This window comes from Kangiella sp. (genome assembly GCF_048265365.1).
Classification (GTDB): domain Bacteria; phylum Pseudomonadota; class Gammaproteobacteria; order Enterobacterales; family Kangiellaceae; genus Kangiella.
Genome location: NZ_JBLXBT010000002.1, coordinates 121,310 through 147,397 on the forward strand (window position 1 = coordinate 121,310; position 26,088 = coordinate 147,397).

26 protein-coding genes are annotated in these 26,088 nt (G+C 45.2%); 4 read left to right on the forward strand and 22 right to left on the reverse strand.

Features of this window, described 5'->3' with window-relative positions; translation table 11 throughout:
* Positions 1-34 precede the first annotated feature (34 nt).
* The 7 genes from ACN0VI_RS09785 to ACN0VI_RS09815 all read right to left on the reverse strand — a co-directional run bounded on the left by ACN0VI_RS09785 (position 35) and on the right by ACN0VI_RS09815 (position 8,743).
* Positions 35-781, reverse strand: a complete 747-nt coding sequence (locus ACN0VI_RS09785) for a hypothetical protein (protein ID WP_417446658.1) — start codon at positions 779-781, stop codon at positions 35-37.
* Positions 782-869: 88 nt separating this feature from the next.
* Positions 870-2,051, reverse strand: coding sequence for a 2-methylaconitate cis-trans isomerase PrpF (gene prpF, locus ACN0VI_RS09790; protein ID WP_417446659.1), 1,182 nt, complete (start codon positions 2,049-2,051; stop codon positions 870-872).
* 61 nt (positions 2,052-2,112) lie between these two features.
* The gene (gene acnD, locus ACN0VI_RS09795; protein ID WP_417446660.1) at positions 2,113-4,701 is read right to left on the reverse strand and encodes a Fe/S-dependent 2-methylisocitrate dehydratase AcnD; all 2,589 of its coding nucleotides are present in this window, start codon (positions 4,699-4,701) and stop codon (positions 2,113-2,115) included.
* Positions 4,702-4,865: 164 nt separating this feature from the next.
* Positions 4,866-6,005: a bifunctional 2-methylcitrate synthase/citrate synthase gene (prpC, locus tag ACN0VI_RS09800; protein WP_331891746.1), complete on the reverse strand. Its 1,140-nt coding sequence runs from the start codon at positions 6,003-6,005 to the stop codon at positions 4,866-4,868.
* Positions 6,006-6,024: 19 nt separating this feature from the next.
* Complete coding sequence (gene prpB / locus ACN0VI_RS09805) at positions 6,025-6,909, reverse strand: methylisocitrate lyase (RefSeq protein ID WP_417446661.1); 885 nt, start codon at positions 6,907-6,909, stop codon at positions 6,025-6,027.
* A gap of 50 nt (positions 6,910-6,959) precedes the next feature.
* Complete coding sequence (locus ACN0VI_RS09810; protein WP_417446662.1) at positions 6,960-7,235, reverse strand: hypothetical protein; 276 nt, start codon at positions 7,233-7,235, stop codon at positions 6,960-6,962.
* A 2-nt stretch (positions 7,236-7,237) separates the two neighbouring features.
* On the reverse strand, positions 7,238-8,743 hold the full coding sequence (locus ACN0VI_RS09815) for a fumarate hydratase (protein ID WP_331890823.1): 1,506 nt from the start codon (positions 8,741-8,743) through the stop codon (positions 7,238-7,240).
* A gap of 175 nt (positions 8,744-8,918) precedes the next feature.
* Here ACN0VI_RS09815 and pabB point away from each other — a divergent pair, with 175 nt between their 5' ends.
* From pabB to ACN0VI_RS09835, 4 genes are all read left to right on the forward strand, one after another.
* Positions 8,919-10,337 (forward strand): aminodeoxychorismate synthase component I, encoded by a 1,419-nt coding sequence (gene pabB, locus ACN0VI_RS09820; protein ID WP_417446663.1) that lies wholly within the window; start codon positions 8,919-8,921, stop codon positions 10,335-10,337.
* Positions 10,330-10,893 carry a CoA pyrophosphatase gene (locus ACN0VI_RS09825; protein ID WP_417446664.1) on the forward strand — a complete coding sequence of 188 codons (564 nt, stop codon included), beginning with the start codon at positions 10,330-10,332 and terminating at the stop codon, positions 10,891-10,893. The genes pabB and ACN0VI_RS09825 overlap by 8 nt, the downstream gene beginning before the upstream one ends.
* Positions 10,894-11,022: 129 nt before the next feature.
* Positions 11,023-12,396 (forward strand): L-serine ammonia-lyase, encoded by a 1,374-nt coding sequence (locus ACN0VI_RS09830; protein WP_417446665.1) that lies wholly within the window; start codon positions 11,023-11,025, stop codon positions 12,394-12,396.
* A gap of 202 nt (positions 12,397-12,598) precedes the next feature.
* Positions 12,599-13,495 (forward strand): TIGR01777 family oxidoreductase, encoded by an 897-nt coding sequence (locus ACN0VI_RS09835; protein ID WP_417446666.1) that lies wholly within the window; start codon positions 12,599-12,601, stop codon positions 13,493-13,495.
* Positions 13,496-13,536: 41 nt separating this feature from the next.
* Here ACN0VI_RS09835 and ACN0VI_RS09840 read toward each other — a convergent pair whose 3' ends face one another.
* From ACN0VI_RS09840 to ccmA, 15 genes are all read right to left on the reverse strand, one after another.
* Positions 13,537-15,096 (reverse strand): amidohydrolase family protein, encoded by a 1,560-nt coding sequence (locus tag ACN0VI_RS09840; RefSeq protein ID WP_417446667.1) that lies wholly within the window; start codon positions 15,094-15,096, stop codon positions 13,537-13,539.
* A gap of 113 nt (positions 15,097-15,209) precedes the next feature.
* A complete protein-coding gene (locus ACN0VI_RS09845) occupies positions 15,210-16,118 on the reverse strand; it encodes a 5'-nucleotidase (protein ID WP_417446668.1) in 909 nt (302 codons plus the stop codon).
* Between the two features lie 35 nt (positions 16,119-16,153).
* Complete coding sequence (locus ACN0VI_RS09850; RefSeq protein WP_331890832.1) at positions 16,154-16,882, reverse strand: VacJ family lipoprotein; 729 nt, start codon at positions 16,880-16,882, stop codon at positions 16,154-16,156.
* A gap of 89 nt (positions 16,883-16,971) precedes the next feature.
* Positions 16,972-17,757, reverse strand: coding sequence for a DNA-binding domain-containing protein (locus ACN0VI_RS09855; protein ID WP_417446669.1), 786 nt, complete (start codon positions 17,755-17,757; stop codon positions 16,972-16,974).
* A 13-nt stretch (positions 17,758-17,770) separates the two neighbouring features.
* Positions 17,771-18,616: a DUF692 domain-containing protein gene (locus tag ACN0VI_RS09860; protein WP_417446670.1), complete on the reverse strand. Its 846-nt coding sequence runs from the start codon at positions 18,614-18,616 to the stop codon at positions 17,771-17,773.
* Positions 18,617-18,693: 77 nt separating this feature from the next.
* A complete protein-coding gene (locus ACN0VI_RS09865; RefSeq protein WP_417446671.1) occupies positions 18,694-19,059 on the reverse strand; it encodes a hypothetical protein in 366 nt (121 codons plus the stop codon).
* A 153-nt stretch (positions 19,060-19,212) separates the two neighbouring features.
* Positions 19,213-20,238: a tetratricopeptide repeat protein gene (locus tag ACN0VI_RS09870; RefSeq protein ID WP_417446672.1), complete on the reverse strand. Its 1,026-nt coding sequence runs from the start codon at positions 20,236-20,238 to the stop codon at positions 19,213-19,215.
* Positions 20,239-20,241: 3 nt separating this feature from the next.
* Complete coding sequence (locus ACN0VI_RS09875; RefSeq protein WP_417446673.1) at positions 20,242-20,688, reverse strand: cytochrome c-type biogenesis protein CcmH; 447 nt, start codon at positions 20,686-20,688, stop codon at positions 20,242-20,244.
* A complete protein-coding gene (locus ACN0VI_RS09880) occupies positions 20,685-21,251 on the reverse strand; it encodes a DsbE family thiol:disulfide interchange protein (RefSeq protein ID WP_417446674.1) in 567 nt (188 codons plus the stop codon). Before ACN0VI_RS09880 ends, ACN0VI_RS09875 begins: the two co-directional genes overlap by 4 nt.
* The gene (locus ACN0VI_RS09885) at positions 21,241-23,229 is read right to left on the reverse strand and encodes a heme lyase CcmF/NrfE family subunit (protein WP_417446675.1); all 1,989 of its coding nucleotides are present in this window, start codon (positions 23,227-23,229) and stop codon (positions 21,241-21,243) included. Before ACN0VI_RS09885 ends, ACN0VI_RS09880 begins: the two co-directional genes overlap by 11 nt.
* Before the next feature lie 11 nt (positions 23,230-23,240).
* Positions 23,241-23,720 (reverse strand): cytochrome c maturation protein CcmE, encoded by a 480-nt coding sequence (gene ccmE, locus ACN0VI_RS09890; RefSeq protein WP_331890844.1) that lies wholly within the window; start codon positions 23,718-23,720, stop codon positions 23,241-23,243.
* A 7-nt stretch (positions 23,721-23,727) separates the two neighbouring features.
* Complete coding sequence (ccmD, locus tag ACN0VI_RS09895) at positions 23,728-23,952, reverse strand: heme exporter protein CcmD (RefSeq protein ID WP_331890846.1); 225 nt, start codon at positions 23,950-23,952, stop codon at positions 23,728-23,730.
* Positions 23,953-24,729, reverse strand: coding sequence for a heme ABC transporter permease CcmC (gene ccmC / locus ACN0VI_RS09900; protein WP_331890848.1), 777 nt, complete (start codon positions 24,727-24,729; stop codon positions 23,953-23,955).
* A 59-nt stretch (positions 24,730-24,788) separates the two neighbouring features.
* A complete protein-coding gene (ccmB, locus tag ACN0VI_RS09905; RefSeq protein WP_417446676.1) occupies positions 24,789-25,460 on the reverse strand; it encodes a heme exporter protein CcmB in 672 nt (223 codons plus the stop codon).
* Positions 25,460-26,086: a heme ABC exporter ATP-binding protein CcmA gene (gene ccmA / locus ACN0VI_RS09910; RefSeq protein ID WP_331892475.1), complete on the reverse strand. Its 627-nt coding sequence runs from the start codon at positions 26,084-26,086 to the stop codon at positions 25,460-25,462. The genes ccmB and ccmA overlap by 1 nt, the downstream gene beginning before the upstream one ends.
* Between the last annotated feature and the right edge of the window lie 2 nt (positions 26,087-26,088).

Here is a 26,088-nt window from a genome sequence, read left to right on the forward strand (position 1 = left end):
AAAATACCAAGTGTGTAATAACTAGTATTTTAGTTTATTCCGTTGCCTGAGTGTCTTTTGGATTTTTTTCCTCTTTAGAGATCAACTCATCAATAAGCTTAGGTACCCGAGCATAAAAACTAAGTTTGCTAAGCTCTTGATCTGATAAATGTTGATTATTATCCATATAGATTATATTGGTTTGGACCATAACCTCTTCCAAACTGGTTACCTTTACAATCTTCTTATCGGTAGAAAGGTAGTAAGTTGTTGGGTAACTGATGTTCCTAACACCCGAAATTAACTCCCCGTAACCATCATCTAAATCAGTTGTATTATCTTCAGTTACGCTAATTACAGTTATATTGTTATTAAATGGGCCATATAATTTTGGAAATTTCTCTTCCATCATACCTGAAGCGAAAGGCGCTTGTTTATGTAAGACAATAAACTTAATATCATCGGAGTACTTTACAGCCATATCATTAATGTACTCTTTTTCCCTGAGTGACTGCCCCAAAGAATCTGAAAAAGTATGTAAATAGATTGGTTTTTTGATTGTACTCAGATCTATCTTTTTATTGCCGGACGCAATGACGAGTGGAGAAAAAGAATCGCCTATGACATTTTTATCAAAACACTCCTGAACCGGGTTAGAAGTAAAATTAATTTGAAAGGTCTTTTTATAAGCTTCATGAGCCTCAGTTATACACTCTGATATCTTCTCAGAGTAAGGCGGCTCATCCACACAGGCGGTTAACAGAAACAGACTTATTATTATGACAGCGGTTTTCTTTATCATCACATTTCCTTTTAAAATAGACGCAACAACTCGCAGCCAACTATTGGTTAGAATACCCGCTTAGAGTTATTTTTGTTATTACGATTTCTTAGTTATCACCCGGCACTCGCACCCACCCTTCCATTAAGACGCGTGCGCTTCGACTCATGCTGACTTTTTTGGCGACCCAGTCATTGCTCTGCTTTTCAGTTTCGGCACCAACCTTGAGGGTTCCTGACGGATGACCAAAGGTAACGCCTTGACGATCTCCTCCACCTGCAGCGAGGTTGACTAATGTGCCCGGTATGGTTGCTGCGGTTGCGATGGAAACGGCGGCGGTGCCCATCATGGCATGGTGCAATTTGCCCATGGATAAAGCGCGAACATTAAGATCGATGTCGTTGGCGTTGATTTGCTTGCCACTGGAAGATACATAGTCCGCTGGCGGTGCTACGAAGGCGACTTTCGGAGTATGCTGGCGATTGGCGGCTTCTTCGATGTCTGCAATTAAGCCCATCTTCACTGCTCCGTGTGCGCGAATGAGTTCAAACATAAGTAATGCTTTGCCATCATTGTTGATCGCTTCTTGAAGCTCAGTGCCGTTGTAATTAACTTCTTTAGCGTTGAGGAAAATGGTTGGAATGCCAGCGTTAATCATGGTTGCTTTCAAGGTACCGATGCCCGGCACTTGCAAATCATCAACCAGATTACCCGTTGGGAACATCGAACCTTCACCATCGGCTGGATCCATAAATTCAACTTTGACCTCTGCTGCTGGAAATGTAACTCCGTCCAATTCAAAGTCACCGGTTTCCTGCACTTCACCATTGGTTATAGGCACGTGAGCCACAATGGTTTTCTCAATGTTCGCTTGCCAGATGCGAACAACTGCAACACCATTGTCTGGAATTCGACTGGGATCAACCAAACCACTGCTGATAGCAAACGAACCTACTGCCGCGGTTAAGTTACCGCAATTGCCGCTCCAGTCTACAAAAGGCTTGTCGATTGAAACCTGTCCAAAAAGATAGTCCACATCATGATCGGGCTTACTGCTCTTTGAAAGAATCACTGTCTTGCTGGTGCTTGAAGTAGCGCCACCCATACCATCGGTATGTTTACCATATGGATCCGGGCTGCCAACGACACGCAGCAATAATTTATCGCGCGCTGCACCTGGCACTTGTGCTGCTTTGGGCAAGTCGGTCAGGTTAAAGAAAACACCTTTACTGGTACCGCCACGCATGTAAGTGGCTGGAATTCTAATCTGTGGAGGGAACTGTTTGGACATAGTTTTGCCTTTAATTAATCAAAAAATCCCCACTGTTGTGGGGATGATTTGCTATATGATTTTAGCTCGCTGCCAGGAAGTCCTGTGCGAAACGCTGCAACACACCACCAGCCTCGTAGATAGAAACTTCTTCAGCGGTATCGAGGCGACACTTCACAGGGATCTCAACACGCTCACCATCTTTACGATGCATAATCACGGTCAAGTTTGCACCCGGGCTCACTTCGCCTTCGACGTCGTAGGTTTCAGTGCCATCGATGTTGTAGGTTTTGCGTGTTTCACCGTTGGTAAATTCTAAAGGTAAAACACCCATGCCAATTAAGTTGGTGCGATGAATTCGTTCGAAGCCTTCAGCAACAATCACTTCAACGCCTGCAAGACGCACACCTTTAGCAGCCCAGTCACGAGAAGAACCCTGACCGTAATCTGCACCAGCAATAATGATCAACGGCTGCTTGCGTTCCATGTAGGTTTCAATCGTTTCCCACATGCGCATTTCTTTGCCTTCTGGCTCAAGACGGGCTAATGAACCTTGCTTTACCGAACCGTCTTGGTCACGAACCATTTCGTTTAACAATTTTGGGTTAGCGAAAGTGGCGCGTTGTGCGGTCAAGTGATCACCGCGGTGGGTTGCATAAGAATTGTAATCTTCTTCCGGCAAGCCCATCTTGTCGAGATAGGCACCTGCTGCACTCGATTTTTGAATCGCATTGGATGGTGACAGGTGATCGGTTGTGATGTTGTCGCCAAGAACCGCCAACGGGCGCATACCTTTCATGGTGCGCTCGCCTGCCAATGCGCCTTCCCAATAAGGAGGACGACGGATATAGGTACTCTGCGGACGCCAATCATACAATGGGTTGCTCTTCTCGCCTGTGTCCACTTTGACATTGAACATCGGCTCATAAACTGCGCGGAACTGTTCAGGTTTAACGTTTTCTTTGATAATCGAATCAATTTCTTCATCACTTGGCCAAATATCTTTCAAGGTGACTGAGTTACCATCTTTATCAATTCCCAATACATCTTTCTCGATATCGAAACGAATGGTACCTGCAATCGCGTAAGCCACTACTAATGGGGGCGACGCCAGGAAAGCCTGATCAGCGTGCGGATGAATACGACCATCGAAGTTACGGTTACCCGATAACACCGCGGTCGAGTATAAATCACGCTCTTCAATTTCCTGTTTGATCTTAGGATCAAGCGCACCGCTCATGCCGTTACAGGAAGTACAGGCATAACCGACGACACCAAAGCCGAGATTTTCAAGTTCCGGAAGTAGCTTAGATTCTTCAAGATACATAGTTACCGCTTTTGAACCAGGTGCCAATGATGTTTTCACCCAAGGCTTACGGGTTAAGCCCAATTTGTTGGCGTTACGCGCAATCAAACCAGCCGCAATCATGTTGCGTGGGTTACTGGTGTTGGTACAACTGGTAATCGCTGCAATGATACAGGCACCATCCGGCATTTTGCCTTCTTCGGTTTCAATATGTTTGGCGATACCTTTGCTGGCCAGATCGGAAGTGGAAACTCGTGCATGAGGATTCGAAGGACCCGCAATGTTGCGGCCTACTGACGATAAATCAAAGGTCAGTACACGCTCGTATTGAGCGCCGGTCAAACCATCTGCCCACAGGCCAGTTTGCTTGGCGTAAGTTTCAACCAGTTTTACATTCTCATCATCACGACCCGTTAATGTTAAATAATCAATGGTTTGCTGATCGATGTAGAACATGGCTGCGGTTGCACCAAACTCCGGAGTCATATTGGAGATAGTGGCACGGTCGCCTAAAGTTAAGTGCGAAGCACCTTCACCAAAGAACTCAAGGTAGGAAGAAACCACGCGCTCGTTACGCAAAAACTCGGTAATCGCTAATACGATATCGGTACTGGTGATGCCTGGTTGTGGTTTGCCCGTTAACTCAACACCGATAATGTCAGGAAGACGCATGTATGAGGCACGGCCCAGCATAACGCTTTCAGCTTCCAGACCACCAACGCCTACTGCGATAACGCCTAATGCATCAACCATTGGAGTGTGGCTGTCAGTACCAACCAGAGTGTCTGGAAAAGCAACGCCATCGCGTGATTCAATGACTGGCGACATACGTTCTAAATTGATCTGGTGCATGATGCCATTGCCCGGTGGAACAACATTGACGTTTTCAAACGCCGTTTTACACCAATTAATAAAATGGAAACGATCTTCATTACGACGATCTTCGATAGCTCGGTTTTTTTCGAAGGCATCTTTTTCGAAACCAGCATGTTCCACTGCTAACGAGTGATCAACGATTAACTGAGTCGGAACCACTGGATTCACTTTAGAAGGATCACCGCCTTTCTCCGCGATCGCATCGCGCAAACCCGCCAAATCTACAAACGCTGTCTGTCCGAGAATATCGTGGCACACCACACGCGCTGGAAACCAAGGAAAATCAAGATCACGCTTACGCTCAATAAGTTGCTTTAGAGAGTCCGTTAGCAATTCAGGATCGCAACGGCGCACCAGATTTTCAGCAAGTACTTTTGAGGTGTAAGGGAGTTTATCGTAAGCACCAGACTGGATAGCTTCAACCGCTTCTCGCGTATCGAAATAATCAAGATTAGTGCCTTCAAGCTTTTTTCTATAGTTTGTGTTCATAAGTGTCCACACGATTGTGTTTGTTGGATTTGGCGCTACTAATTATTACTAATTTATGACCACTCCCAGTTCCCCGAGAGTGGCATTAACATGATTTTTAAGCACCAGCAGCAATGCTTGCAACAACTCTGTTGCATAACACAGCTACTGGCGCTAAAAAAATTTTAACGCTTGTCGATTGGAACGAATTTAGTATTCTCCGGCCCATTATAATTCGCGCTCGGACGAATAATTTTGCCATCAACACGTTGCTCCATAACATGCGCTGACCAACCGGTGATGCGCGAGATTACGAAGATAGGAGTGAACATGGCCGTTGGGATGCCCATCTTGTTGTATGACACGGCTGAGAACCAATCAAGGTTAGGGAACATTTTCTTTTCGTCCCACATGACTTGTTCCAGACGCTCTGCAACGTCATACAATTTAGTGTCGCCCTGCTCGTCTGATAATTCTTTGGCTACTTTTTTGATCACTTCATTACGTGGATCTGAAACGGTGTAAACCGGATGACCGAAACCGATAACGATTTCTTTGCGTGCCAAACGTTCTTTAATATCAGTTTCTGCATGATCCGCGCTGTCGTAACGCATTTGAATATCCAGTGCGACTTCGTTTGCACCACCATGCTTAGGACCACGTAATGCACCGATACCACCGCAGATGGCTGAGTACATATCTGAGCCTGTACCTGTAATAACGCGACTGGTGAAAGTTGATGCATTAAACTCATGCTCTGCATACAGGTTCAAGGAGATTTGCATCGCACGAACCCACGAATCTGGGCATGGCTCGCCGTGTAATAAGTGCAGGAAGTGTCCGGCAATAGACTCTTCATCTGTTTCCAAATCAATCGCTACGCCATTGTGCGAGAAGTGGTACCAGTACAACAACATGGACGGGAAAGACGCTAACAAACGATCAGCAATGTCTTTTGCTTCGTTCATCGGCTGGCTTTCGCGCTCAGGTAAGACGGTTCCCAACATGGAACAACCGGTACGCAAAACGTCCATTGGGTGTGCATTAGCTGGAATAAGTTCTAACGCGTCCTGAAGTAATGCTGGCAAACCACGAAGCGCTTTTAATTTACGTTTGTAGTTTGCTAACTCAGCTTTATTGGGTAATTTGCCATGTATCAATAAATGGGCAACTTCCTCAAACTCACAGTTTTCTGCTAAATCTAGAATATCGTAACCACGATAATGCAAGTCGTTACCAGTACGGCCTACGGTACACAAAGCGGTATTTCCTGCCGCTACTCCAGACAGTGCTACGGATTTTTTTGGTTTTGGTAAATCTGACATGGTTGTCTCCTGGTATGATTTATTTCTTTTTGGCTTTTTCTTGCGCGAATAATTCATCGAGCTTTTGCTCGTATTCGTGGTAGCCAAGATAGTCGTATAATTCATCGCGTGTTTGCATGATATCAATCACGTCGCGTTGATGTCCTTTCGCCATGACATCTTTGTAGAAAGTTTCAGCGCCTTTGTTCATGGCACGGTAGGCACCACAACAATATAAAACGATATCGACACCAACACCTGCTAGTTCGTCACAGGAGAACAGTGGTGTTGCGCCAAATTCAGTGATGTTAGCCAGGAATGGAGCTTTAACGTGCTTACGGAAAGTTTCATAATCTTCCAGAGAGCGCATGGCTTCAGGGAAAATCATATCGGCACCCGCTTCGATACAAGCATTGGCACGGTCAATCGCTGACTGCATACCTTCAACTGCTAGCGCGTCAGTACGCGCCATAATAACGAAGTTTTCATCGCTACGCGCATCGACTGCTGACTTGATACGGTCGACCATTTCTTGCTGGCTGACGATTTCTTTATTGGGGCGATGACCACAACGCTTAGTCGCAACCTGATCTTCCATATGGAAGCCGGCAGCGCCAGCCTTGATTAAAGCGCGCGTGGTACGAGCAATATTAAATGCGCCACCAAATCCGGTATCAATATCGACCATTAATGGTAATGAACAGACATCAGTGATACGGCGAATATCCACCAACAAATCTTCTGCTGTTGATATGCCAAGATCAGGCATGCCTAATGAATTAGCAGCAACACCACCACCTGATAAGTAAATCGCTTTGTGACCAATTTTTTCAGCCATACGTGCGGTATAGGCTGTGATGGTTCCCATTAATTGTAGCGGATGGTTTTCTTCAACCGCTTTACGAAATTTTAAACCTGCACTCATAATATAAACCTTATTTTATTCGGTGCGTCACGACGCACCCTACGTTCTTGTCATTTACCCAAGGGGATTTTCTTTGGCTGGGCAAGCTCATCCTTTAAGATGTTTAGCTTTTCAAAAACTTCCCATGTTACTGCGAGAATGAAAAAAATAATCCATATCCACCAGTTATATGGATCACCACTACCCCAGTCATATTTCTCGTATAAATAGCCCATTAAAAAGTAGTATGGCGCGGGAAAAGCAATCATAAAGATCAACATTCTCTTAATACTACGAACTTTTTTTTCTAATGGTAGTGACCTATATCTTTTATACCTACTAGCCATATTTAGCTCGCTAACTTAACTTTCCACACCGCTGGCCCCGTCTTGTGGACGCTTTCGCCTTGCGAATCTACAGCTACAGTCACTGGCATATCTTTAACGTCAAATTCATATACCGCTTCCATCCCCAGTTCAGGGAATGCAACGACTTCTGAATGCTTGATCGCTTTAGAAACCAGGTAGGCTGCTCCGCCGACGGCCATTAGATACACGGATTTGTGTTTCTTGATGGCTTCAATGGCTTCATCACCGCGCTCTGCTTTACCGATCATGCCTAGCAAGCCAGTTTTATCGAGCATCATGTCAGTGAATTTATCCATGCGGGTTGCAGTTGTTGGGCCTGCTGGGCCTACTGCTTCATCGCCTACGGCATCTACTGGGCCAACGTAATAAATAAAACGATTGGTGAAATCCAGACCTTCTGGCAAGCCTTCGCCTGAATCGAGTAAATCCTTAATCTTTTTATGGGCAGCATCGCGGCCGGTTAGAATTTTGCCGTTTAACAGCAAGACTTGTCCTGGTTTCCAGCTAGCTACTTCTTCTGGCGTGATATTATTCATATCCACACGCTTGGCATCGGCCGCTGCTTCATATTCCATGTCCGGCCAATCTTCGATTGATGGTGGGGTTAGCATAGCAGGCCCAGTGCCGTCTAATGTGAAGTGAATGTGACGCGTAGCGGCGCAGTTTGGAATCATGGCTACTGGCTTAGAAGCAGCATGAGTTGGCCAGTCTTTGATTTTAACATCAAGCACGGTCGTCACACCGCCCAAACCTTGTGCACCGATACCGAGCTTGTTCACTGCTTCGTAGATCTCGATACGTAATTCTTCAACACGGTTGCTTGGGCCGCGTTTCAATAGCTCCTGCATATCAATTGGATCCATCAAGGATTCTTTGGCCAGTACCATAGCCTTTTCAGCCGTACCGCCAACACCAATACCAAGCATACCCGGCGGACACCAGCCAGCACCCATTTTGGGCACGGTCTCTACAACCCAGTCGACAATAGAATCACTTGGATTGAGCATAACAAATTTGGATTTATTTTCAGAGCCACCACCTTTCGCGGCACAGGTGACTTCAACCTTATCGCCTTTAACCATCTCAACATGTACTACAGCTGGTGTATTGTCTTTGGAGTTAAGGCGTTTACCCGCAGGATCCATCAGTACTGAAGCACGTAATGGGTTATCAGGATTCAAGTAAGCACGACGAACACCTTCATCGACCATTTCCTGAATCGTCATGCCACCTTCAAAACGCGCATCCATCCCTACTTTGACGAAAGCACAGGCAATACCGGTGTCCTGACATACGGGACGATGACCCATGGCGGACATACGTGAATTGACCAGAATCTGTTTCATGGCATCTTTTGCCGCAGGGCTTTCTTCTTTTTCGTAGGCTGCGGTTAACGCCTGGATAAAATCTTTTGGGTGGTAATAGGAAATATATTGAAAGGCATCAGCAACACTTGCAATAAAGTCTTCTGCTTTAATGGCGGCCATTAAGTCTCTCCCGTGGACGGCTCAGAATGAGTAAATTTGTGCTTCGCTATACAAGAAGCAAACAAACCTCTAAAATCGGCAGAACATTATACAGGCTGGCAATGGCGTTTCCCAAATTTTGGACGCTAATTATTCAGATTTAGCCGTCAAATTGACTCTTTTTTAAACTATCTGCATGAAAAACACACAAAACACAGCTCAATTTGTTGAATTTCCTTACCGAGACCCAGCAGCCCTACGTGACCTTTTCTCCTGGTTCGCTAACGAGCCATGGGCCTTATTGCTGGATAGTGGAAAAACCACCCACCAAGCTGCCCGTTTTGATCTGATTTTAGCTCGCCCACGAGCCACCATTTGCTTCAGCGATGGCAAGACCGAAGTTACTGGCCTTGATCTGAAACTTAGCCACACGCCTTTTGAGGATCTGCGTCAGTTTTATCAAGCTGGCCTTGATGACTATCTGTCATTGCCTAAAGAATTATCGCGCCTGCCTTTTCATGGCGGCATCGCTGGCTACTGTAGCTATGACCTCGGTCGTTATGTTGAAAAAATTCCAACCATCGCTAAAAAAGATATTCAGTTGCCGGAAATGGCTTTTGGTTTGTATGAGTGGGGCTTCATCAGTGATCACGAACAGCAAAAATGCTACCTGCTTAAGTTTTCCGATTACTGCGAAAGTTATTGGGAAGATATTATTCGTGAGTTTGAAGGTTATTTTGAGCAAGCCGAACCTGCGCATTTCGATGAGTTTCAATTAGCCGACAACTGGCAATCTAACATGAGCCAGCAAAGCTACACGGATCGATTCCAAAAAGTGCATGACTATATCCATGCAGGCGATTGCTATCAGGCCAATCTCGCGCAACGATTCAAAGCAGCTTATCAGGGTCATCCCTGGAATGCTTATTTAAAACTGGCCGAGCACAATCAAGCGCCCTTCTCTGCTTACATGAACCTCGAACAACAACAGATTCTTTCTGTTTCGCCAGAACGTTTCATTGAAGTTAAGAAGCAAAAACACAAAAGCCATGTTGTGACACAACCGATTAAGGGTACGCGTCCACGCTCTAAAGATCCGATTGAGGACGAACGCCTATCCGATGAATTGCAGAACAGTGTTAAAGACCGTGCAGAAAATTTGATGATTGTTGATTTGCTGCGTAATGATATTGGTCGTAGCGCAGCGATTGGTTCCGTCAAGGTTACTAAACTGTTTGAACTGCAAACCTTTACTTCAGTGCATCATCTGGTCAGTACCATAGAAGCTGATTTGGCACCCAATAAAGACGCCATTGAATTATTAAAATACTGCTTCCCCGGTGGCTCGATTACTGGCGCACCCAAAGTTCGCTCAATGCAAATCATTGAAGAGCTGGAACCACATCGCCGTAGTATCTATTGTGGCTCAGTGTTGTATTATGACTTTAGAGGAATGTTGGATTCGAATATCGCTATCCGCACATTAGTCACCGAAAATGATACGATTTATGCATGGGGTGGCGGTGGACTGGTCGCTGATTCCGAAGCCGACAATGAATATCAGGAAACACTACATAAACTGAGTAAAATTTTACCCGTTCTTAAAGATGATTAAACTGATTGATATAGAAAAAGCTCTGGCGCGCGCAAACCAGATCACACCAAAGGAAACCACGCTCAGACCGAGTGCTGTTCTGGTTCCGATTATTGAGCGTGAAGAAGGGTTACAATTATTATTGACCCAAAGAACCTTCCAATTGCGCCATCATGCGGGACAAATCAGCTTTCCAGGTGGCAGCATGGATGATACGGATAAGGATCTAATCCACACTGCATTACGCGAAACCCACGAAGAAGTGGGGATTCCGGATCGTCTTATCAATGTTATCGGTAAACTTCCACTACAACCCACCGTTTCAGGTTTTATGATCCAGCCCATAGTCGCGCAGGTTCAGGAACATTACGAAATGCGACTGTGTGAAGCTGAGGTTGCGGATGCTTTTGAAGTGCCGCTTGATTTTGTGTTAAATCCAGACAATCAAAATCACTTTTATAAAGAGTACAATGGGCAACGTTATTCGGTCTATTCGATCCCTTATCTGAAGCGTAACATCTGGGGCGCTACCGCCAACATCATTGTCCAGTTTTCTAAGCTTATCCACAGGCGTTAACCCACCATATTTTGCAATAACCTCCCCTTATAAAGGGTCTCTGGTCTGAGTAGCTAGCCATAGCAACTCACTGCTATAGCGAGTACAATCGGACTATTAATTTCATAATGATTTTTTTGAGGTTTCACCTTGGCAATTAGCGTTTTTGACATGTTCAGCATCGGCATTGGCCCATCCAGTTCACACACTGTTGGCCCTATGCGTGCTGCGCACCGTTTTATTGAGTTTTTGGCTGAAAAAAATCTATTAGATTCGGTGACACGAGTCAAAGCCGAACTCTATGGCTCACTCGGCGCAACAGGTAAGGGTCACGGTTCTGATAAAGCAGTTATGATTGGTCTTGAAGGGTATCTTCCAGAAGATGTTGATCCCGATATTATTCCCGCCCGCTTGGAAACCATTCGTGGAGAGAAAAAAATTAAGCTGAACGGTGATGCCGAGATTAAGTTTAAGGAAGATAAAGACTTAGTCATGCATCGTCGAAAATCGTTACCACGGCATTCAAACGGTATGATTTTCTTAGCTTTCGATAAAGATGGTAATGAGATTGCGAAGAAAACTTATTACTCTGTTGGTGGCGGCTTTGTAGTAAACGAAGATATCGACGCTGATACGCCAATCATGGAAGATGACACTAAAGTTAAATACCCCTTCACCAGTGCTGCTGAGCTTTTGCAAATCTGTAAAGATGAAGGGATTTGTATTTCTACTTTAATGCTGGAAAACGAAAAATCGTGGCGCAGTGAAGAAGAAGTCAAAGCCAAACTACTTGAAATCTGGCGAGTGATGGAAGATTGCATCAAGCGCGGCTGTAATCGTGAAGGAATTTTACCCGGTGGCTTAAAAGTCAAACGTCGTGCGCCCGGCATTTATCGTAAACTCAAGTCAGACTCGAATGAGAATGATGTGTTACGTGCCATGGATTGGGTCGATCTTTACGCACTTGCCGTTAATGAAGAAAATGCCGCCGGTGGCAGAGTGGTCACAGCGCCAACCAATGGTGCAGCGGGCATTATTCCAGCCGTTCTCTTTTACTTTATGCGCTTTCACCAAAACGCAGACGAAAAATCCGTTATCCGTTTCTTATTAACCGCTGGCGCGATAGGTATTTTATATAAACTAAACGCCTCGATTTCCGGTGCTGAAGTCGGTTGTCAGGGCGAGGTAGGCGTAGCCTGCTCAATGGCTGCTGGGGCTTTAACCGAAGTTATGGGCGGTAGCCCACAGCAAGTAGAAAATGCTGCAGAAATTGGCATGGAGCATAACCTTGGCTTAACCTGCGACCCTGTTGGTGGCCTGGTTCAGGTTCCCTGTATTGAACGTAACGCCATGGGCTCTATCAAAGCGATTAATGCTGCTCGCCTGGCACTACGTGGCGATGGTGAACACAAAGTATCGCTCGATAAAGTCATCAAAACCATGTGGGACACAGGCATGGATATGCGTGACAAATATAAAGAAACAGCACGCGGTGGTTTAGCGGTACATATTATTGAGTGTTAGTGGTTTAGCTTTTCTTAGGGACAACTCTTGAGTTGTCCCTTCTCTCCCCACTAGACTCCCCTTCCCCTCTAGGTATTATTTCCCCTACAAAGCCGTCTCAAACCGATACAATACCACCTACCAAATATCTAACCTATTCACTTCATTTACACGGTTAGATTGCTATACTGATGTTATGTCTTAATGGCAATTGAAGGATCTTATGGAAACCATTTTAGTTACAGGCGGTACCGGGTTTATTGGCCGCAATTTAATCCCGCTGTTACAAAAGGATAATTACAATATTGTGGTTCTTAGTCGAACACCGACTAAATATGAGGATGATTTTTATTATAAGCACGTGCAGCTGGTGGAAGACCTGAGTGAGGTTCATCATGCAGACATTGTGATTAATTTGGCTGGAGCGAATTTATCAGCCAAGCGTTGGACCGATAAATATAAGCAGGAAATTGTTAACAGCCGATTACACTTAACAGAAAAGCTGGTGGATTGGATGTCACATCAAGAGCGCACGCCTCATACCTTCATTAGCGGTTCTGCTATCGGCTATTATGGCCCACGTGGTAGTGAATTGCTGGATGAAAAGTCAACTTCGGGAAATGCTTCAGAGTTTCAGGTTCGACTATGCTCTAAATGGGAAGATGCGGCCTATCGCGCTGAAAGCCTTGGGGTTCGTGTATGCTGCATTCGCACAGGGGTCGTACTCGGCAACAAAGGAGCCCTTTCACAGATGCTACTGCCTTTTAAGCTTGGACTTGGTGGCAAATTGGGTTCTGGTAATCAATACTTTTCCTGGATTCACATTCTTGACCATGTTCGAGCACTCAAACACATAATAGACAACGACAGTTTGTCAGGCTCTATCAACTTGACCGCACCGAATCCTGTTACCAATGAAACCTTAACCAAAACACTGGGCGAAGTGTTAGGCCGCCCTACTTTTATGACGGTTCCGGGGTTTGCTTTAAAAATTGTGATGGGGGAAATGGCTCATATTCTATTGACTGGGCAAAGAGTGGTGCCGCATAAACTTGAAGAATCAGGTTTTGAATTTAAATATCCGGAATTAGAACCGGCATTAACTCAAATCTTAAAGTAAACAATAGCCTCTGAATAATATTTCAGAGGCTAGTTCAATTTTTATTGAGAGTCTTTCGCTTTTTGCACTATGGCTTTAACATCTTTTCTCAATTGTTGAGCGTCAAAGACGATGCCATCTTTAATGGTGTATTTAACGCCGCCAACTCGTTGCGGAACATTATCAAGCCCCAAACGGTAATGGCCTGTGCCATAAAGCACTTTAAAGTTTGCGATAGGATTTTCATCGACAATCACCAGGTCTGCTAATTTACCCGGACGTAACGAACCAATCTTATCGTCCATATCCAAAGCTTCTGCACCGTTCAGCGTCGCGGACTGGATCACTTCAAGCGGATGGAACCCTGCTTCTTGCAGCAGTTCAAACTCACGAATCAAACCAAAGCCAAAGATCTTGTATATGTAACCAGTGTCAGAGCCCGTGGTAACGCGCCCGCCGTGATTTTTATAGTCATTCAAGAAACTCATCCAGATACGGTAATTTTCTTTCCAGTCAATTTCGTTCTGCGTAGTCCAATCAAAAAAGTAAGAACCATGCGAGTGACGGTTGGGCTCGAAGAATTCAAGTAGTTTGGGGTGAGTATAATCATCATGCCACTCAGCCTCACGCTCACGCATGACATCACGGCTGGCTTCGTAGATGGTCAGTGTCGGATTGATGGTGAAATCTAAATCGATCAGTTCATCACGGACAGAATTCCAGCGGTCACTACCTTTTTGAGCTGCCTGTTGCCATAGGCGGCCAGCTTCAGTGAAGCGATGTGACTCATCGTTGTAGTTATATTCGAGTGGATAATCCTGAATGGTTTTATCGGTGAACAAAGCTTCCGGCAGACCATACCAATGTTCCATGGAAGTTAAGCCCAAACGCGCTGAGTCCAGTGCATTAGTGCCATACACGTTCAGTTGTGCATGGTGCATCATAGTGCCTAAACCTTGCTTGCTAGCTTCATCCAGCGCTGCTTCCATCATATCTTTGGGCAAGCCAAAAAACTTGATTCCGGCTGCGCCTTCTTTTGCCACATGGCGAACCCATTTACGTGCTTCTTTAGGTGTGGTGATTTCTTTATCCCAGCCCATACCAAATCCAATGTAAGGCACAATGCGTGGTGCTGTGATCTTATTCTGTTGACTAAGCTTTTGGTGTTTTAGCGTCCAGTCCAGGCCATTAAAGCTACCCGGTTCGCGCACCGTGGTAATGCCGTGAGCCAACCATAACTTTAAAGGATATTCAGCTGGTAGCCCATCAACACTACCTGCGATATGGCCATGCATATCGACAAAGCCAGGCAAAACATAATGGCCACTGATATCCATGACCTTATCGTTTGGGCCAGCTTTGGGTCTTTTAGCTTCATTAATAGCAACTCCCGGTGCGCCCACTGAGCGGATGCTTTTGATGGTATTACCTTCAATAATAATATCGACTGGGCCAGTTGGCGGAGCGCCCTCCCCATTGATGATGATGCCACCACGGAGAATGAGTCGATCATAAGGACCTTCACCTTCGGTTCTCTCTGGAGCATCCAGAGTGGCAGCCACTGATGTAAAGCTAGCAAAGCATAGAAGTGCTGAAATGATGTGTTTGATACTGATATTCACGCTGATATCCCAATGGAATGTTCAAAAAACAAGATTACAGCACGATGCCCGAATCGCAGTTAAATATCAAGGAAGGAGGTGTAACGAGGTTTTAGTAAGCGCAATCTATTTTATTACGCTTTGTTCTTGTTAATGACGCCATTAGGTACGTGTCCACTGGCGATATGTTCTCTGGCGCGCTCAATATGCCCTTCCTGGTCATCGAAGAACACATCTGCACCAAATGCTTTGAGGAATTTTGTTTTGTCCATGCCGCCCAGGAATAAAGCTTCATCAATGCGAATGTCCCAGTAACGGAGTGTTCGAATCACGCGCTCATGCGCAGGGGCCGAACGAGCTGTAACCAGTGCTGTTCGAATAGGACAGTTCTCTGTACCAAATTCTTTTTGCAGCTTATGCAGTGCGGCAAGGAAGTTTTTGAATGGTCCACCTTCGAGAGGTTTTTGCGCGGATGCTTTCTCATGCCTGGTAAACTCTTCCAATCCACCGCTTTGAAAAATCTGCTCGGACTCATCAGAAAACAGAACCGCATCACCATCAAAAGCGAACTTGATGATATCGGTTTCATTACCTGCTTGCGTCGGTGCAACAATAGTAGCGGCAGCGATACCGGCCTCTATGGCCTGAGTGACGTCAACAGGATTAGTCGATAAAAACAGGTGAGCACCAAAGGCTTCGGCATAAAGATAAGGACTGTTGCCTGAGGTAAAAGCAGCGCGGGTAATATGCAATCGATGATTTTCTATGGAGTTGAATACACGCAGCCCAGTGTCCGCACTGTTGCGGGATAGGAGAATCACTTCAACACGAGGCTTGTCTTGCGCACCTTCGTTCAAGGCAAGTAGCTTGCGAACCAGGCCAAATGCCGCACCAGGCTTGAGTAGCTCATCTTCGTGATCGATTTGATATTGGGCGTAACTGTTGACGCCACTTTCCATGTAAATGCGATGGCTCTCTGCCAAGTCAAACAAGGCAGTTGACGAAATGGCTATAACCAAAGTGTCTTTAAAATCCATCGGCATGATTCGATATTCCTGTTATTGCTGCTTAGGGTAAATTACCAATCTTCGCAGTCTTCTTCAAACTCACAATCATCTTCGATCGGTGGTCGACCGTCATGAATCAGGAACTCACGGCGCTGTAGATAGGCATCGCGGACCATTGAGTAGTCGTCTAACGCCTGCTCCAGCTGTTCTTCCAAAGGTAATAACGATGCCCGAGTCTGGATCAGATCAAGCGCTCTTAAGCTCCACTCGGTTTGCGAGTCATTCATTTCGTCATACGGGCTGTATAAGGCAGCTTTATCCACCGCAAAGCCAATACTATCACGAGCGGTTGAGGGGCCGAGGAATGGTAACATCAGGTATGGACCCGAATCGAAGCCCCAGGCAGCCAGGGTCTGACCAAAGTCTTCTTCTTCTTTCTTTAAGCCCATTTCTGTGGCTGGATCAAGAAAACCAGCCAAACCCAGAGTACTATTAATCAGAAAACGTCCTGTATCACGCCCCGCTTTACCAAACTTGGCTTGCAGAATGTCATTAATAATGGTTTCGATTTCACCTAAGTTACTGAAAAAATTAGAAATGCCTTTCTCAACCGGATCTGGTGTAATCGCTTGATAGCCCTTTGCTGTGGGCTTTAAGATGGCGTTGTCGATGGCGCGGTTAAATTCCCACACGTCTCGGTTAAAATCTTCGTAGGGATCTTTAGGGTTCCTTGAGTCAGTTGTTGCGCAAGCTGATAAGGTTAAAACACCCAAAACCAATATCAATCGGTGAAACGTCATTATTTTGTCCTTTGGTATCTCAATGGCGCAATGATAAAGGTTTCAATGGATTTGCGCCAGACTTGTTGTTTGGGTCTGTTGACCTTTGCTCATGAATTAACGCCCAGAATGACGTCCCGTTGCAAGAGACTGTCCAGCATTTGCTTGCCGCCTTCAATAAGCTGTTGCGGATTGGGAAACTGAGTTTCTTCAGCCAGCTGCTGCAAAGCCTGCTGGCCGGTAATTTGCCGCTCCTGTTCCAAATGCTCCAGGAAAATCTGTAACAAACGGTAGGTGAACAGGTTAGTTTCCATAAACTCAATCTTATGCTTACGATCACGGCAAATAATTAGGAAGCTTGGCTGTTCAGGCTTGTCTTCCGGGATGTAAGCGCTACCGATACGATGCACCGGATATTCATAGGCGACGGCACTCGCTAAGGGTGATATCACAATATTTTGCTCAAACAAATCACCGTTCCTATCATGGGGAATCGACAGAATATCGTCTTTATTGGCTAATAGAGCCACCTCCAGCCACTCCCAATGGGCAAGTTCCAGCATAAAAGGATAATCATCCTGCTCGGGCTGACGATGCTCTGACAGATAATTTAAAAACTCAGCGGAAATCTCTGCAAAGTAAGGTGAGTGGGCGCGATATTCAGTAAAAAAGTCGCGCACCATGCGATGCCATTTATCGTCTGGCGTCAAAGAACGTAGGATAGGAAAACCTTTGGCACAGAAATTTTGTACATTGTTGTAAAACAAATCCTGATAAACCTTCATACGCCTCGCTTCAATGCCTTCAGGCGCCTGAAACTTCGCTGGATTTCGCAGGTTTTTAGCGAACTCGTATTGGATTTGTTGAAATTTAGGTAGCTCCGGGCTTTTATTCATTACACCTAAACCTCTAAGCTATCGCTGCCGGAACTTGCTGGTATTTATTTTGCAATGCTTTGATCTGCTCAACTTCTTTTAATAGCTGGCTCATTTTTGGGATGTTGAAATCTCGCTCAAGTAAAGTCGGGAAAACGCCAAACTGCTCATAAGCCATATCCAGCAGGTCCCAGACTTCGGGTTTAACATCGGAGCCATGAGTATCGACTTTGAGATCCTCTGCTTCATCGTAATGACCGGCAATATGGCCATAAGCGATGCGATGCTTTGGCAGAGCTTTTAAAAATTGCTTAGGATCGTACTTATGATTAATACTGTTTACGTAGATGTTATTAACGTCTAACAGCAACTTACAATCAGCCTCTTCCAAAACCGCCAACAAAAATTCGAGTTCGGGCATTTCCTGCCCTGGTGCCGCATAATAGGACACGTTTTCCATAGCGATTTGCTGGCCAATAATATCCTGAACCTGCTTAATTCGGTTTGCAACGTAATGAACCGCTTCTTCGGTAAATGGAATTGGCATCAGATCATACATATGACCATCATCGCTACAGTAACTTAAGTGTTCACTGTAAAACTGAATGTCATAAGTCTTAATGAATTCTGCGACCTGTTTGACGAAGTCAGTATCCAGCGGCGTCGGGCCACCGATCGACAGCGACAAACCATGAATCACAAAGGGGAATCTGTCTGCGTAGCGCTTAAACTGTTCTTGTAAGCGACCGCCGTAAGGAATCCAGTTTTCAGGGGCAACTTCCATGAAATCAACATCAGACTGATCCAAAGCGTCATACTCATCAAGAAAGTCTCGACGAAGTCCTAAGCCTGCACCTGTAATGATCTTACGTTGTTTCACATTTACTCCTGAGAAAATAATGAGTAGAAAGGAAAAGTGGCGACTAAGCGCCACTTTAATTGGGTCAGCTCAAGTGATTAGCTAGCGCCACCACATTTGCCTTCTTCGGTTTTTTCAGCTTTTTCTTCGCCGCATTTACCTTCACCACATTTACCTTCTTCGGCTTTGTCGGCTTTATCTTCACCACATTTACCTTCGCCGCACTTGCCTTCACCACATTTACCTTCTTCGGCTTTCTCGGCTTTTTCTTCACCGCACTTGCCTTCACCACATTTGCCTTCGCCATCTTTACCATGGCCGTCAAACATAGAAAGGTTATAACCAGACTGTAAGTCATTTAAAGTGAATGGGTTCTCGCCAGCAGTTGCTGTGCCGATTGCTGCAGAAGCAGCTAGTGATGCAGATACTACTAGGGCTAACTTGGTTTTATCTTTGTTTAACATATGACATAACTCCTAACTTGTTGTTTAAAAAACTGTTCTATAATATCGAACATTCGGTTATTAGAGTAACCTATTCGCTATTTGTTACATAGCTTAACAACAAATTTCCACTATTCCCTGTGAAAGTCACGTCAAAACGAGAAGGGATCGAACTTAATTCACAGTTTGATTGAGCTCAATGTGAAATTGGTCACCCGGAGTAAGGTTAGCCAATACCTCAGTTCGACCATAAATATCACCGGTACCAGGCTGTGCTATGCCTTCAACGGATAAGCGAATCTCAACCAACACATCCTGAGCCTGCCATAAATCAACATCCGGTAACATCACATCATTGGGAGTCAACAATACACCCTGTTCGAGCTGCGCCAATGCCACAGAGCGCACTGCAACAGGCGGACCGCCGGTATAGGAACGTACAATCACAAAGGCTTTACTGAACTGCTGTAAAGGTAAATCTGATAAGTTATCAACAAACACCCGAATATTATTGGTTTGCTGTAATTTAAGTTGGTGTTTCGCGCGAGCGATTTGTTGTTGCATCAGCTCGGCAGACTGACTGCCAGGTTCGCGCATCTGCAAAAGGCGCTGCCAATAGTCGATGGCCGCCTGGAATTTCTGTTGTTTAAACTGGTTTACTCCTTGCATTAATAAAGCGCCTTCATGATTGGGCTGCTCCATCAAAACCAGGTTAATATGACGTTCGGCTCTTTCATAGGCTGCCTGTTGATCCGTCTCAAGATAATATTGCGCGACTTGTAAACGACTGGCATCGCCAGGCTCCTGACTGATAGCACGAACAAAAGCTTGATCTGCTTCTTCAACCTCACCAAACCTTAAAAAGATTTGCCCAAGCTGCAACCACTTCTCTTTATTGTCAGGATCAAGCTCACTACGCAAACGTAGCTCGGTTAAAAACTCAAGAACCGTAATCTCTTTCTTTTGTGCTTTATCCGCCAACTGTACAAGATCAAGTTCAACAAAAGACTGGTGCTTCTCAGAAAGCTGCTCAAGCTCGGCATGAGCACCCATCTTGAAATAGATGAACAAACTCAGAACACCACTGACCAACAGCATACTAAGGTACAGCAGCTTTCTGTTTGAGCCTTTGAATACACCACCGAATAACCAGGCAGCCCAAGCCAATACAATTAGTGCTAATGTGATCCAAGCAACCATGAATTATTCGCCCTTCTCTTTTGAGTGAATATCTTTTGATTCAACATCGCCTGTAGCAGGATTGACTTTGCGACGACCTACTCGGCTGATGACAACGACCAGTATAATCAGGAAAATCGCCAGCGGAGCAAACCACAACACATAGTTAGCAGGCTGCACAGGAGGGTCATATAAAACAAAATCACCGTAGCGCTCTTGCATATAGGTTAATATTTGAGATTTCGTCTCACCCACTTTAATTTTTTGCTGCACGATAAAACGCAAATCTCGGGATAAAGGAGCATCCGAGTCTGCTATGGTCTGGTTCTGACATTTAGGGCAGCGAAGCTCATTGATAATTTCATAATAAAGTTGTTCTTGTTCTTCATTATCAAAATCATAAGTTTCAATAACTGCCTCAGCCAGCTGGGCAAAAAACAAGATGCTGATGATCAGTGCAAACTTTTTCATTGAGTTGCCTCCACGTCGACTAATGATGGATCAAGCTCTTTCATTTTAGGCAGAATCACCGTAGTCCATACGCGTTCGTCGATGACACCAACATAGCGATGATGGATGATACCCTCACCATCCACAATAAAGGTTTCCGGAGCACCGTAAACACCCAGATCGATACCCATAGTGCCGTCTTCATCGGCTATTGAAAACAGATAAGGATCACCACCTTTTTGCAAGTACTGCAATGCGTCAACCCGTACATCCTTATAGTTTAAGCCAATGATAGGGATGGGGTACTGATTAGCGAATTTAACTAAATACGGATGCTCAACATGGCATGACACACACCAGGTTGCCCACACATTGAGTAAGAAAGGCTTATTGGGCAAATCTTTATTGGTAAAAGTTTCTTCAGGGTTATGCAGATTACTCAAGCGAAACTCTGGTACCTGCTTACCAATACGTTGCGAGGGTAGCTCAGTTGGATCAGAGCCCAAAGAGAACCAGAAGACAATCACCAATGCTATGAAAACAACGATAGGGATTGATGTTATCAGTAACTTCTTATTGGCCATTAGTAACAGCCTCCTGAGTACCTTTTTTCTTAAACTTCTTTTCCCGATAGCGTTTATCGGTCATCGCTAAAAGTCCACCTAAGGCCATAAAGATAGCACCGAACCAAATCCAGCGCACAAAGGGCTTATAATAAACACGGATGGCCCAGGCAGCATTATCCAGCGGCTCTCCCATGGCAATATAAACGTCTCTGAATAAACCGGGATCAATTGCCGCTTCAGTCATCACCATTTGCGATGCATTGTAACGCCGTTTTTCAGGCTTTAATTCAGCGATAAAATCGCCTGACTTGGTCACCGCAAAAATAGCTTTCGACGAAATATAGTTCGGGCCCTGAATGTTCTTGAAATCTTTAAATTGAACCGACAAACCTTCCACTTCGACAGTCTCGCCAATCTCAATTCGGATATCTTTCTCAATACTGTAGTAAGAGGTTAACACCACACCCAGAGTTGTCACTGCCACACCGATATGGGCAAAAATCATACCCCAATAACTACGGCTTATTTTTCGCATTCCCGCCCAGCGTGTCTGGCCTTTTTCGGATTGCAGCTGAATGTACTTGACCGTGCCAGCGATTACCCACAAGCCTAAAATAGTTCCTATCACTGCCATTGGTTCAAGTTCATCAAAAGTGAAACCATTCAGACCCAAGGTCAGAATGAAGGCCAGAATAATGCAGCTTAAGAACCACCAGATATATTTTTTCAACAGTGCAGGCAGATCATCTTTTTTCCACTTGATTTGCTGCCCAAAAGGCATCAATAGCAAAATTGGAATGAAGAAGACAGAGAACATCAAATTAAAATAAGGAGGGCCAACCGACGACTTACCGTCAGTGAAAGCTTCAATCATCAGCGGATGCAATGTACCCAGTAACACCACAAAGGTCGACACTGCTAACAATGCATTATTAAACAGTAACGCCACTTCTCGTGATACCAAGGTAAAATCTGATTTCGAGCGAACTTTGCTCGATTGAATGGCGTACAGCAATAAAGAAGCACCCACCACAATCGCCAGGAATACTAAAATAAACTTACCGCGAACCGGGTCATTAGCGAAGGCATGAACCGAGGTTAGGACACCGGAACGAACCAGGAAGGTTCCAAGCAGGCTTAACGAAAAAGTCAAAATCGCCAGCAACACTGTCCACGACTTAAATACGCCGCGCTTTTCCGTAGCTGCCAACGAGTGGATCAAAGCGGTACCCGCCAACCAAGGCAGGAAGGAAGCATTTTCAACTGGATCCCAGAACCACCAGCCACCCCAGCCAAGCTCATAGTAAGCCCACCAACTGCCTAGTGCGATTCCTATCGTCATAAAGATCCAGGCGACCACCGTCCAAGGGCGTGACCACTTGGCCCAATGATGATCAAGCTCACCCTGCAACAGCCCAGCGATAGCGAAAGCAAACACCACAGAGAAGCCAACGTAGCCCATGTACAACATAGGCGGATGAACAATCAAACCGAAATCCTGCAACAGAGGATTCAGATCAGCACCATCAATCGGTATAAAGGGTAATTCACGCTCGAATGGATTAGAGGTGAATAAGGTAAAGGAAACAAAACCAACCGCAATGAGGCCCATAACACCCAACACGCGTGCGGTCATCGTGTCAGGTAAAGATTTGCTGAACTTGGATACCGCAAAGATCCAGCCCGTTAAGATTAGCACCCACAGCAACAAAGAACCTTCATGCGATCCCCATACTGCAGAAATTCGGTAATAAATGGGAAGTTGGGAATTGGAATGATTAGCAACATAAGCTACCGAAAAATCATTCTGAATAAAGGCAATCGTCAGGCAGACAAAACTGACCAACATCAGCAGGAAAATACTGGTCGATGCACGGTGCGCAAATTGAATCAAACCCTTATGGTTGGTGTGCGCACCATAAAATGGCAAAGTACCTAATAAAATGGCGTTAATAAACGCCAATATAAGAAAGAAGTTACCGAGTTCTGGGATCAAGGTTAAACCTGCTAGTATTTGTCTGAGGATTGTTTAGGCTTATCACCATCTCTTGGTTGCATCGGATGGCCATATTTCTGCAGCGAGGCTTCTACCTCAGGTGGCATATAAGTCTCGTCGTGTTTTGCCAACACCTTAGTCGCGACCAACTTATTTTGATCAACCAGTTGACCCTCAGCAATCACACCCTGCCCTTCTTTAAACATATCCGGCAAGATGTTATCGAAACTAATGACCATCTGACTCTGATTGTCGGTGATTTTAAACTCGACATAGAGTCTTTCACCAGAACGCTCAATTGAGCCAGGAACCACCAGACCACCAACACGAATGGTTTTGTTTAAAGGCGCATTGCCTTCTTTAACTTCGGTAGGGGCGTAAAAGTGATTAATATTTTCGGTCAAAGCGTAGAGGATCAGAGCAACGGCACCGGATAATAGAATCAGGCCAGAGATGATAGCGATAAGTTTGTTACGACGGTGTGCTTTCATAAATCTTTTAATCTCGCGATTCGGTTTTTTCGACTTTCAACTTGCGCGCTTTTGGCCGAACAGCATTTGAATCACTGGAATTGTGCTCAGATTTTACTTGGCTACGCAGAGATTTCAATAAATATCGGAACCAATAGAACATGCCTAATAACACGATAAAGGTCATTAGATAGCTCGACCAGACATAGGCGCCATGTTTGCCCATAAAAATAAACTCATGGAAACTATTCATCTATAAACCTCGCTTCGGTGCTTTCTGCGTCTTTTGTTCAGTAGCCCAATCAGCTACCCAACGCGACTTTTGCTCACGCATTAGAATTTCTACGCGCAAACGCATTATGACCAGACCAATAAATAGCAAATAGAAAGCACCAATCATGGTGAACAACGGCACTTGAAATTCAGGCGCCAAAGCACCCTTTTGAGTCACAGAAAAACCTTGGTGCAGAGTGTTCCACCATTTCACTGAGAAATAGATGATAGGCACATTAATCACGCCCACTATCGCCAACACAGCCGCAGCCTTGTCCGCTTTAGCGCGCTCAGCAAAAGATGAGTGCAAGGCTATAAAGCCCAAGTATAAGAAGAGTAACAATAACTCAGAAGTCAGACGTGCATCCCACTCCCACCAAGTGCCCCAGGTAGGTTTGCCCCAGACCGCACCGGTGAACAATGCAATAAAGGTCATGGCTGCGCCAATCGGTGCTATCGCTCGCGATGCAGCGAAGGCCATCTTCATTTTCCAGACCAGACCTATGGTAGACGCTATCGCCATCGCCACATAACCAATCATGGATAAGGCAGCGGCGGGAACATGAATATACATGATACGAACGGTGTGGCCCTGGCCTTGGCGAGCTTCGATTGGTGAAGCCCATAATGAGTAGTACAAACCAACTGCCAATAAAATCAGCGTGCTAACCCAGATCCAGGGAAGCCATTTAGCGGATTTTTCGAAAAACCATTTGGGGGAACCGAGTTGATGAAACCAACGCCAACGAGAAGCCATTAATTGTAAACCTATTATCAGTCAGTCTTTAATTGAATTAGCAGTCGCTTATGGTGAAGCTAACTTACCGAAATTTTCAATGCGCGTCCTGCTGCAAAAGGACTCATAACCAGCGCAATCAATAATAAAGCAGCTAAAATCGCAAGTTGGCCATTATAGCTGAAATTTTCCAGCGATGCTGTAACTGTTGAAGTGCCAAAAATCAAAATTGGTACGTACAGAGGCAACACCAAAACCGCGACTAGCATCCCATTGCGATTTGCCGCCAAAGCCAGACTCATTCCCACCGCACCAATCAAGCATAAGGTTGGCGTTCCAAGCAGTAAGCTCAACATCAGAACCCAAGTATGATTGGAGCCAGCAAAGCCATGATTGATCTGCATCAAAATGCCGAGCAATGGCGAAACAATCACCAATGGCAAGCCGGTTAATAACCAATGAGCGAGAATTTTGGCGCTAGCGACTTGGGTGGGCCCAGCAATCAACAAAGTCTGTTCCAGCGAACCATCCTGATAATCGCTACGATAAAACTGCTCAAGCGACAGCAGCGTAGCCAGTAGCGCCGCCACCCAGATAATGCCGGGGGCGATCTTTTGTAATGTGGGCGCTTCGGGGCTCACCCCAAAAGGAAACAAACTGACCACCATGACAAAGAAAAACAACGGAATGACAATGCCAATCCAGTTGCGGCGAGCTACCATTAACTCTTTTTTCAACAAGGCGCCAAACATCAGTGTTCAATCCCTATGCGCTGATCAATCGCCAGCTCTTCGATTTCGTGATGCGAGGTAAATAGCACCACCCCACCCTGTTTGGCAAACTTTTGAATCAAGCCTGCGAGCCAGTGACGGGTAGCCTTGTCCAGATTGACAAAGGGCTCATCCAAAATCCATATTTTGGCTGGCTCAATCACCAGCCGACACAAAGCCACTTTGTGCTGCTGGCCAGCAGACAATTCGGCAAAACGACGGTTTTGTAATTGAGCAATCCCCAGCTGGGAAGTTGCTTGATCAATTAATGATTTGGGGTCTTTGATGCCACGCAAGCGCGCATAAAAACTCAGGTTTTCGAATATAGTCAGCTCTGCCTTCATGGATAAAGCGTGAGCGAGAAAGATAAGATCTTGAAAATATTCAGAATCGAGACTGGTGATAGACTGGCCATTCCAATAAATTTTACCGCTGTCAGCTTGCAATAAGCCAGACAGACAACGCATCAGACTGGTTTTGCCAGCGCCATTTTCACCATAAAGATAGGTAATAGTCGAAGGCGCCAACTCAAGTTCAGCGCCTTCCAACAAAACGTGCTCAGCACGCGATATGGTCAAATCAGAGGCTAATAAGCCTTTGTTTGTCATAG

Bases quoted from the DNA above. Each gene is read 5' to 3' on its own strand.
- ACN0VI_RS09785 (WP_417446658.1), bottom strand. From the start codon at position 781: ATGATAAAGAAAACCGCTGTCATAATAATAAGTCTGTTTCTGTTAACC.
- prpF (WP_417446659.1), bottom strand. From the start codon at position 2,051: ATGTCCAAACAGTTCCCTCCACAGATTAGAATTCCAGCCACTTACATG.
- acnD (WP_417446660.1), bottom strand. From the start codon at position 4,701: ATGAACACAAACTATAGAAAAAAGCTTGAAGGCACTAATCTTGATTAT.
- prpC (WP_331891746.1), bottom strand. From the start codon at position 6,005: ATGTCAGATTTACCAAAACCAAAAAAATCCGTAGCACTGTCTGGAGTA.
- prpB (WP_417446661.1), bottom strand. From the start codon at position 6,909: ATGAGTGCAGGTTTAAAATTTCGTAAAGCGGTTGAAGAAAACCATCCG.
- ACN0VI_RS09810 (WP_417446662.1), bottom strand. From the start codon at position 7,235: ATGGCTAGTAGGTATAAAAGATATAGGTCACTACCATTAGAAAAAAAA.
- ACN0VI_RS09815 (WP_331890823.1), bottom strand. From the start codon at position 8,743: ATGGCCGCCATTAAAGCAGAAGACTTTATTGCAAGTGTTGCTGATGCC.
- pabB (WP_417446663.1), top strand. From the start codon at position 8,919: ATGAAAAACACACAAAACACAGCTCAATTTGTTGAATTTCCTTACCGA.
- ACN0VI_RS09825 (WP_417446664.1), top strand. From the start codon at position 10,330: ATGATTAAACTGATTGATATAGAAAAAGCTCTGGCGCGCGCAAACCAG.
- ACN0VI_RS09835 (WP_417446666.1), top strand. From the start codon at position 12,599: ATGGAAACCATTTTAGTTACAGGCGGTACCGGGTTTATTGGCCGCAAT.
- ACN0VI_RS09845 (WP_417446668.1), bottom strand. From the start codon at position 16,118: ATGCCGATGGATTTTAAAGACACTTTGGTTATAGCCATTTCGTCAACT.
- ACN0VI_RS09850 (WP_331890832.1), bottom strand. From the start codon at position 16,882: ATGACGTTTCACCGATTGATATTGGTTTTGGGTGTTTTAACCTTATCA.
- ACN0VI_RS09855 (WP_417446669.1), bottom strand. From the start codon at position 17,757: ATGAATAAAAGCCCGGAGCTACCTAAATTTCAACAAATCCAATACGAG.
- ACN0VI_RS09865 (WP_417446671.1), bottom strand. From the start codon at position 19,059: ATGTTAAACAAAGATAAAACCAAGTTAGCCCTAGTAGTATCTGCATCA.
- ACN0VI_RS09870 (WP_417446672.1), bottom strand. From the start codon at position 20,238: ATGGTTGCTTGGATCACATTAGCACTAATTGTATTGGCTTGGGCTGCC.
- ACN0VI_RS09875 (WP_417446673.1), bottom strand. From the start codon at position 20,688: ATGAAAAAGTTTGCACTGATCATCAGCATCTTGTTTTTTGCCCAGCTG.
- ACN0VI_RS09880 (WP_417446674.1), bottom strand. From the start codon at position 21,251: ATGGCCAATAAGAAGTTACTGATAACATCAATCCCTATCGTTGTTTTC.
- ccmE (WP_331890844.1), bottom strand. From the start codon at position 23,720: ATGAAAGCACACCGTCGTAACAAACTTATCGCTATCATCTCTGGCCTG.
- ccmD (WP_331890846.1), bottom strand. From the start codon at position 23,952: ATGAATAGTTTCCATGAGTTTATTTTTATGGGCAAACATGGCGCCTAT.
- ccmC (WP_331890848.1), bottom strand. From the start codon at position 24,729: ATGGCTTCTCGTTGGCGTTGGTTTCATCAACTCGGTTCCCCCAAATGG.
- ccmB (WP_417446676.1), bottom strand. From the start codon at position 25,460: ATGTTTGGCGCCTTGTTGAAAAAAGAGTTAATGGTAGCTCGCCGCAAC.
- ccmA (WP_331892475.1), bottom strand. From the start codon at position 26,086: ATGACAAACAAAGGCTTATTAGCCTCTGATTTGACCATATCGCGTGCT.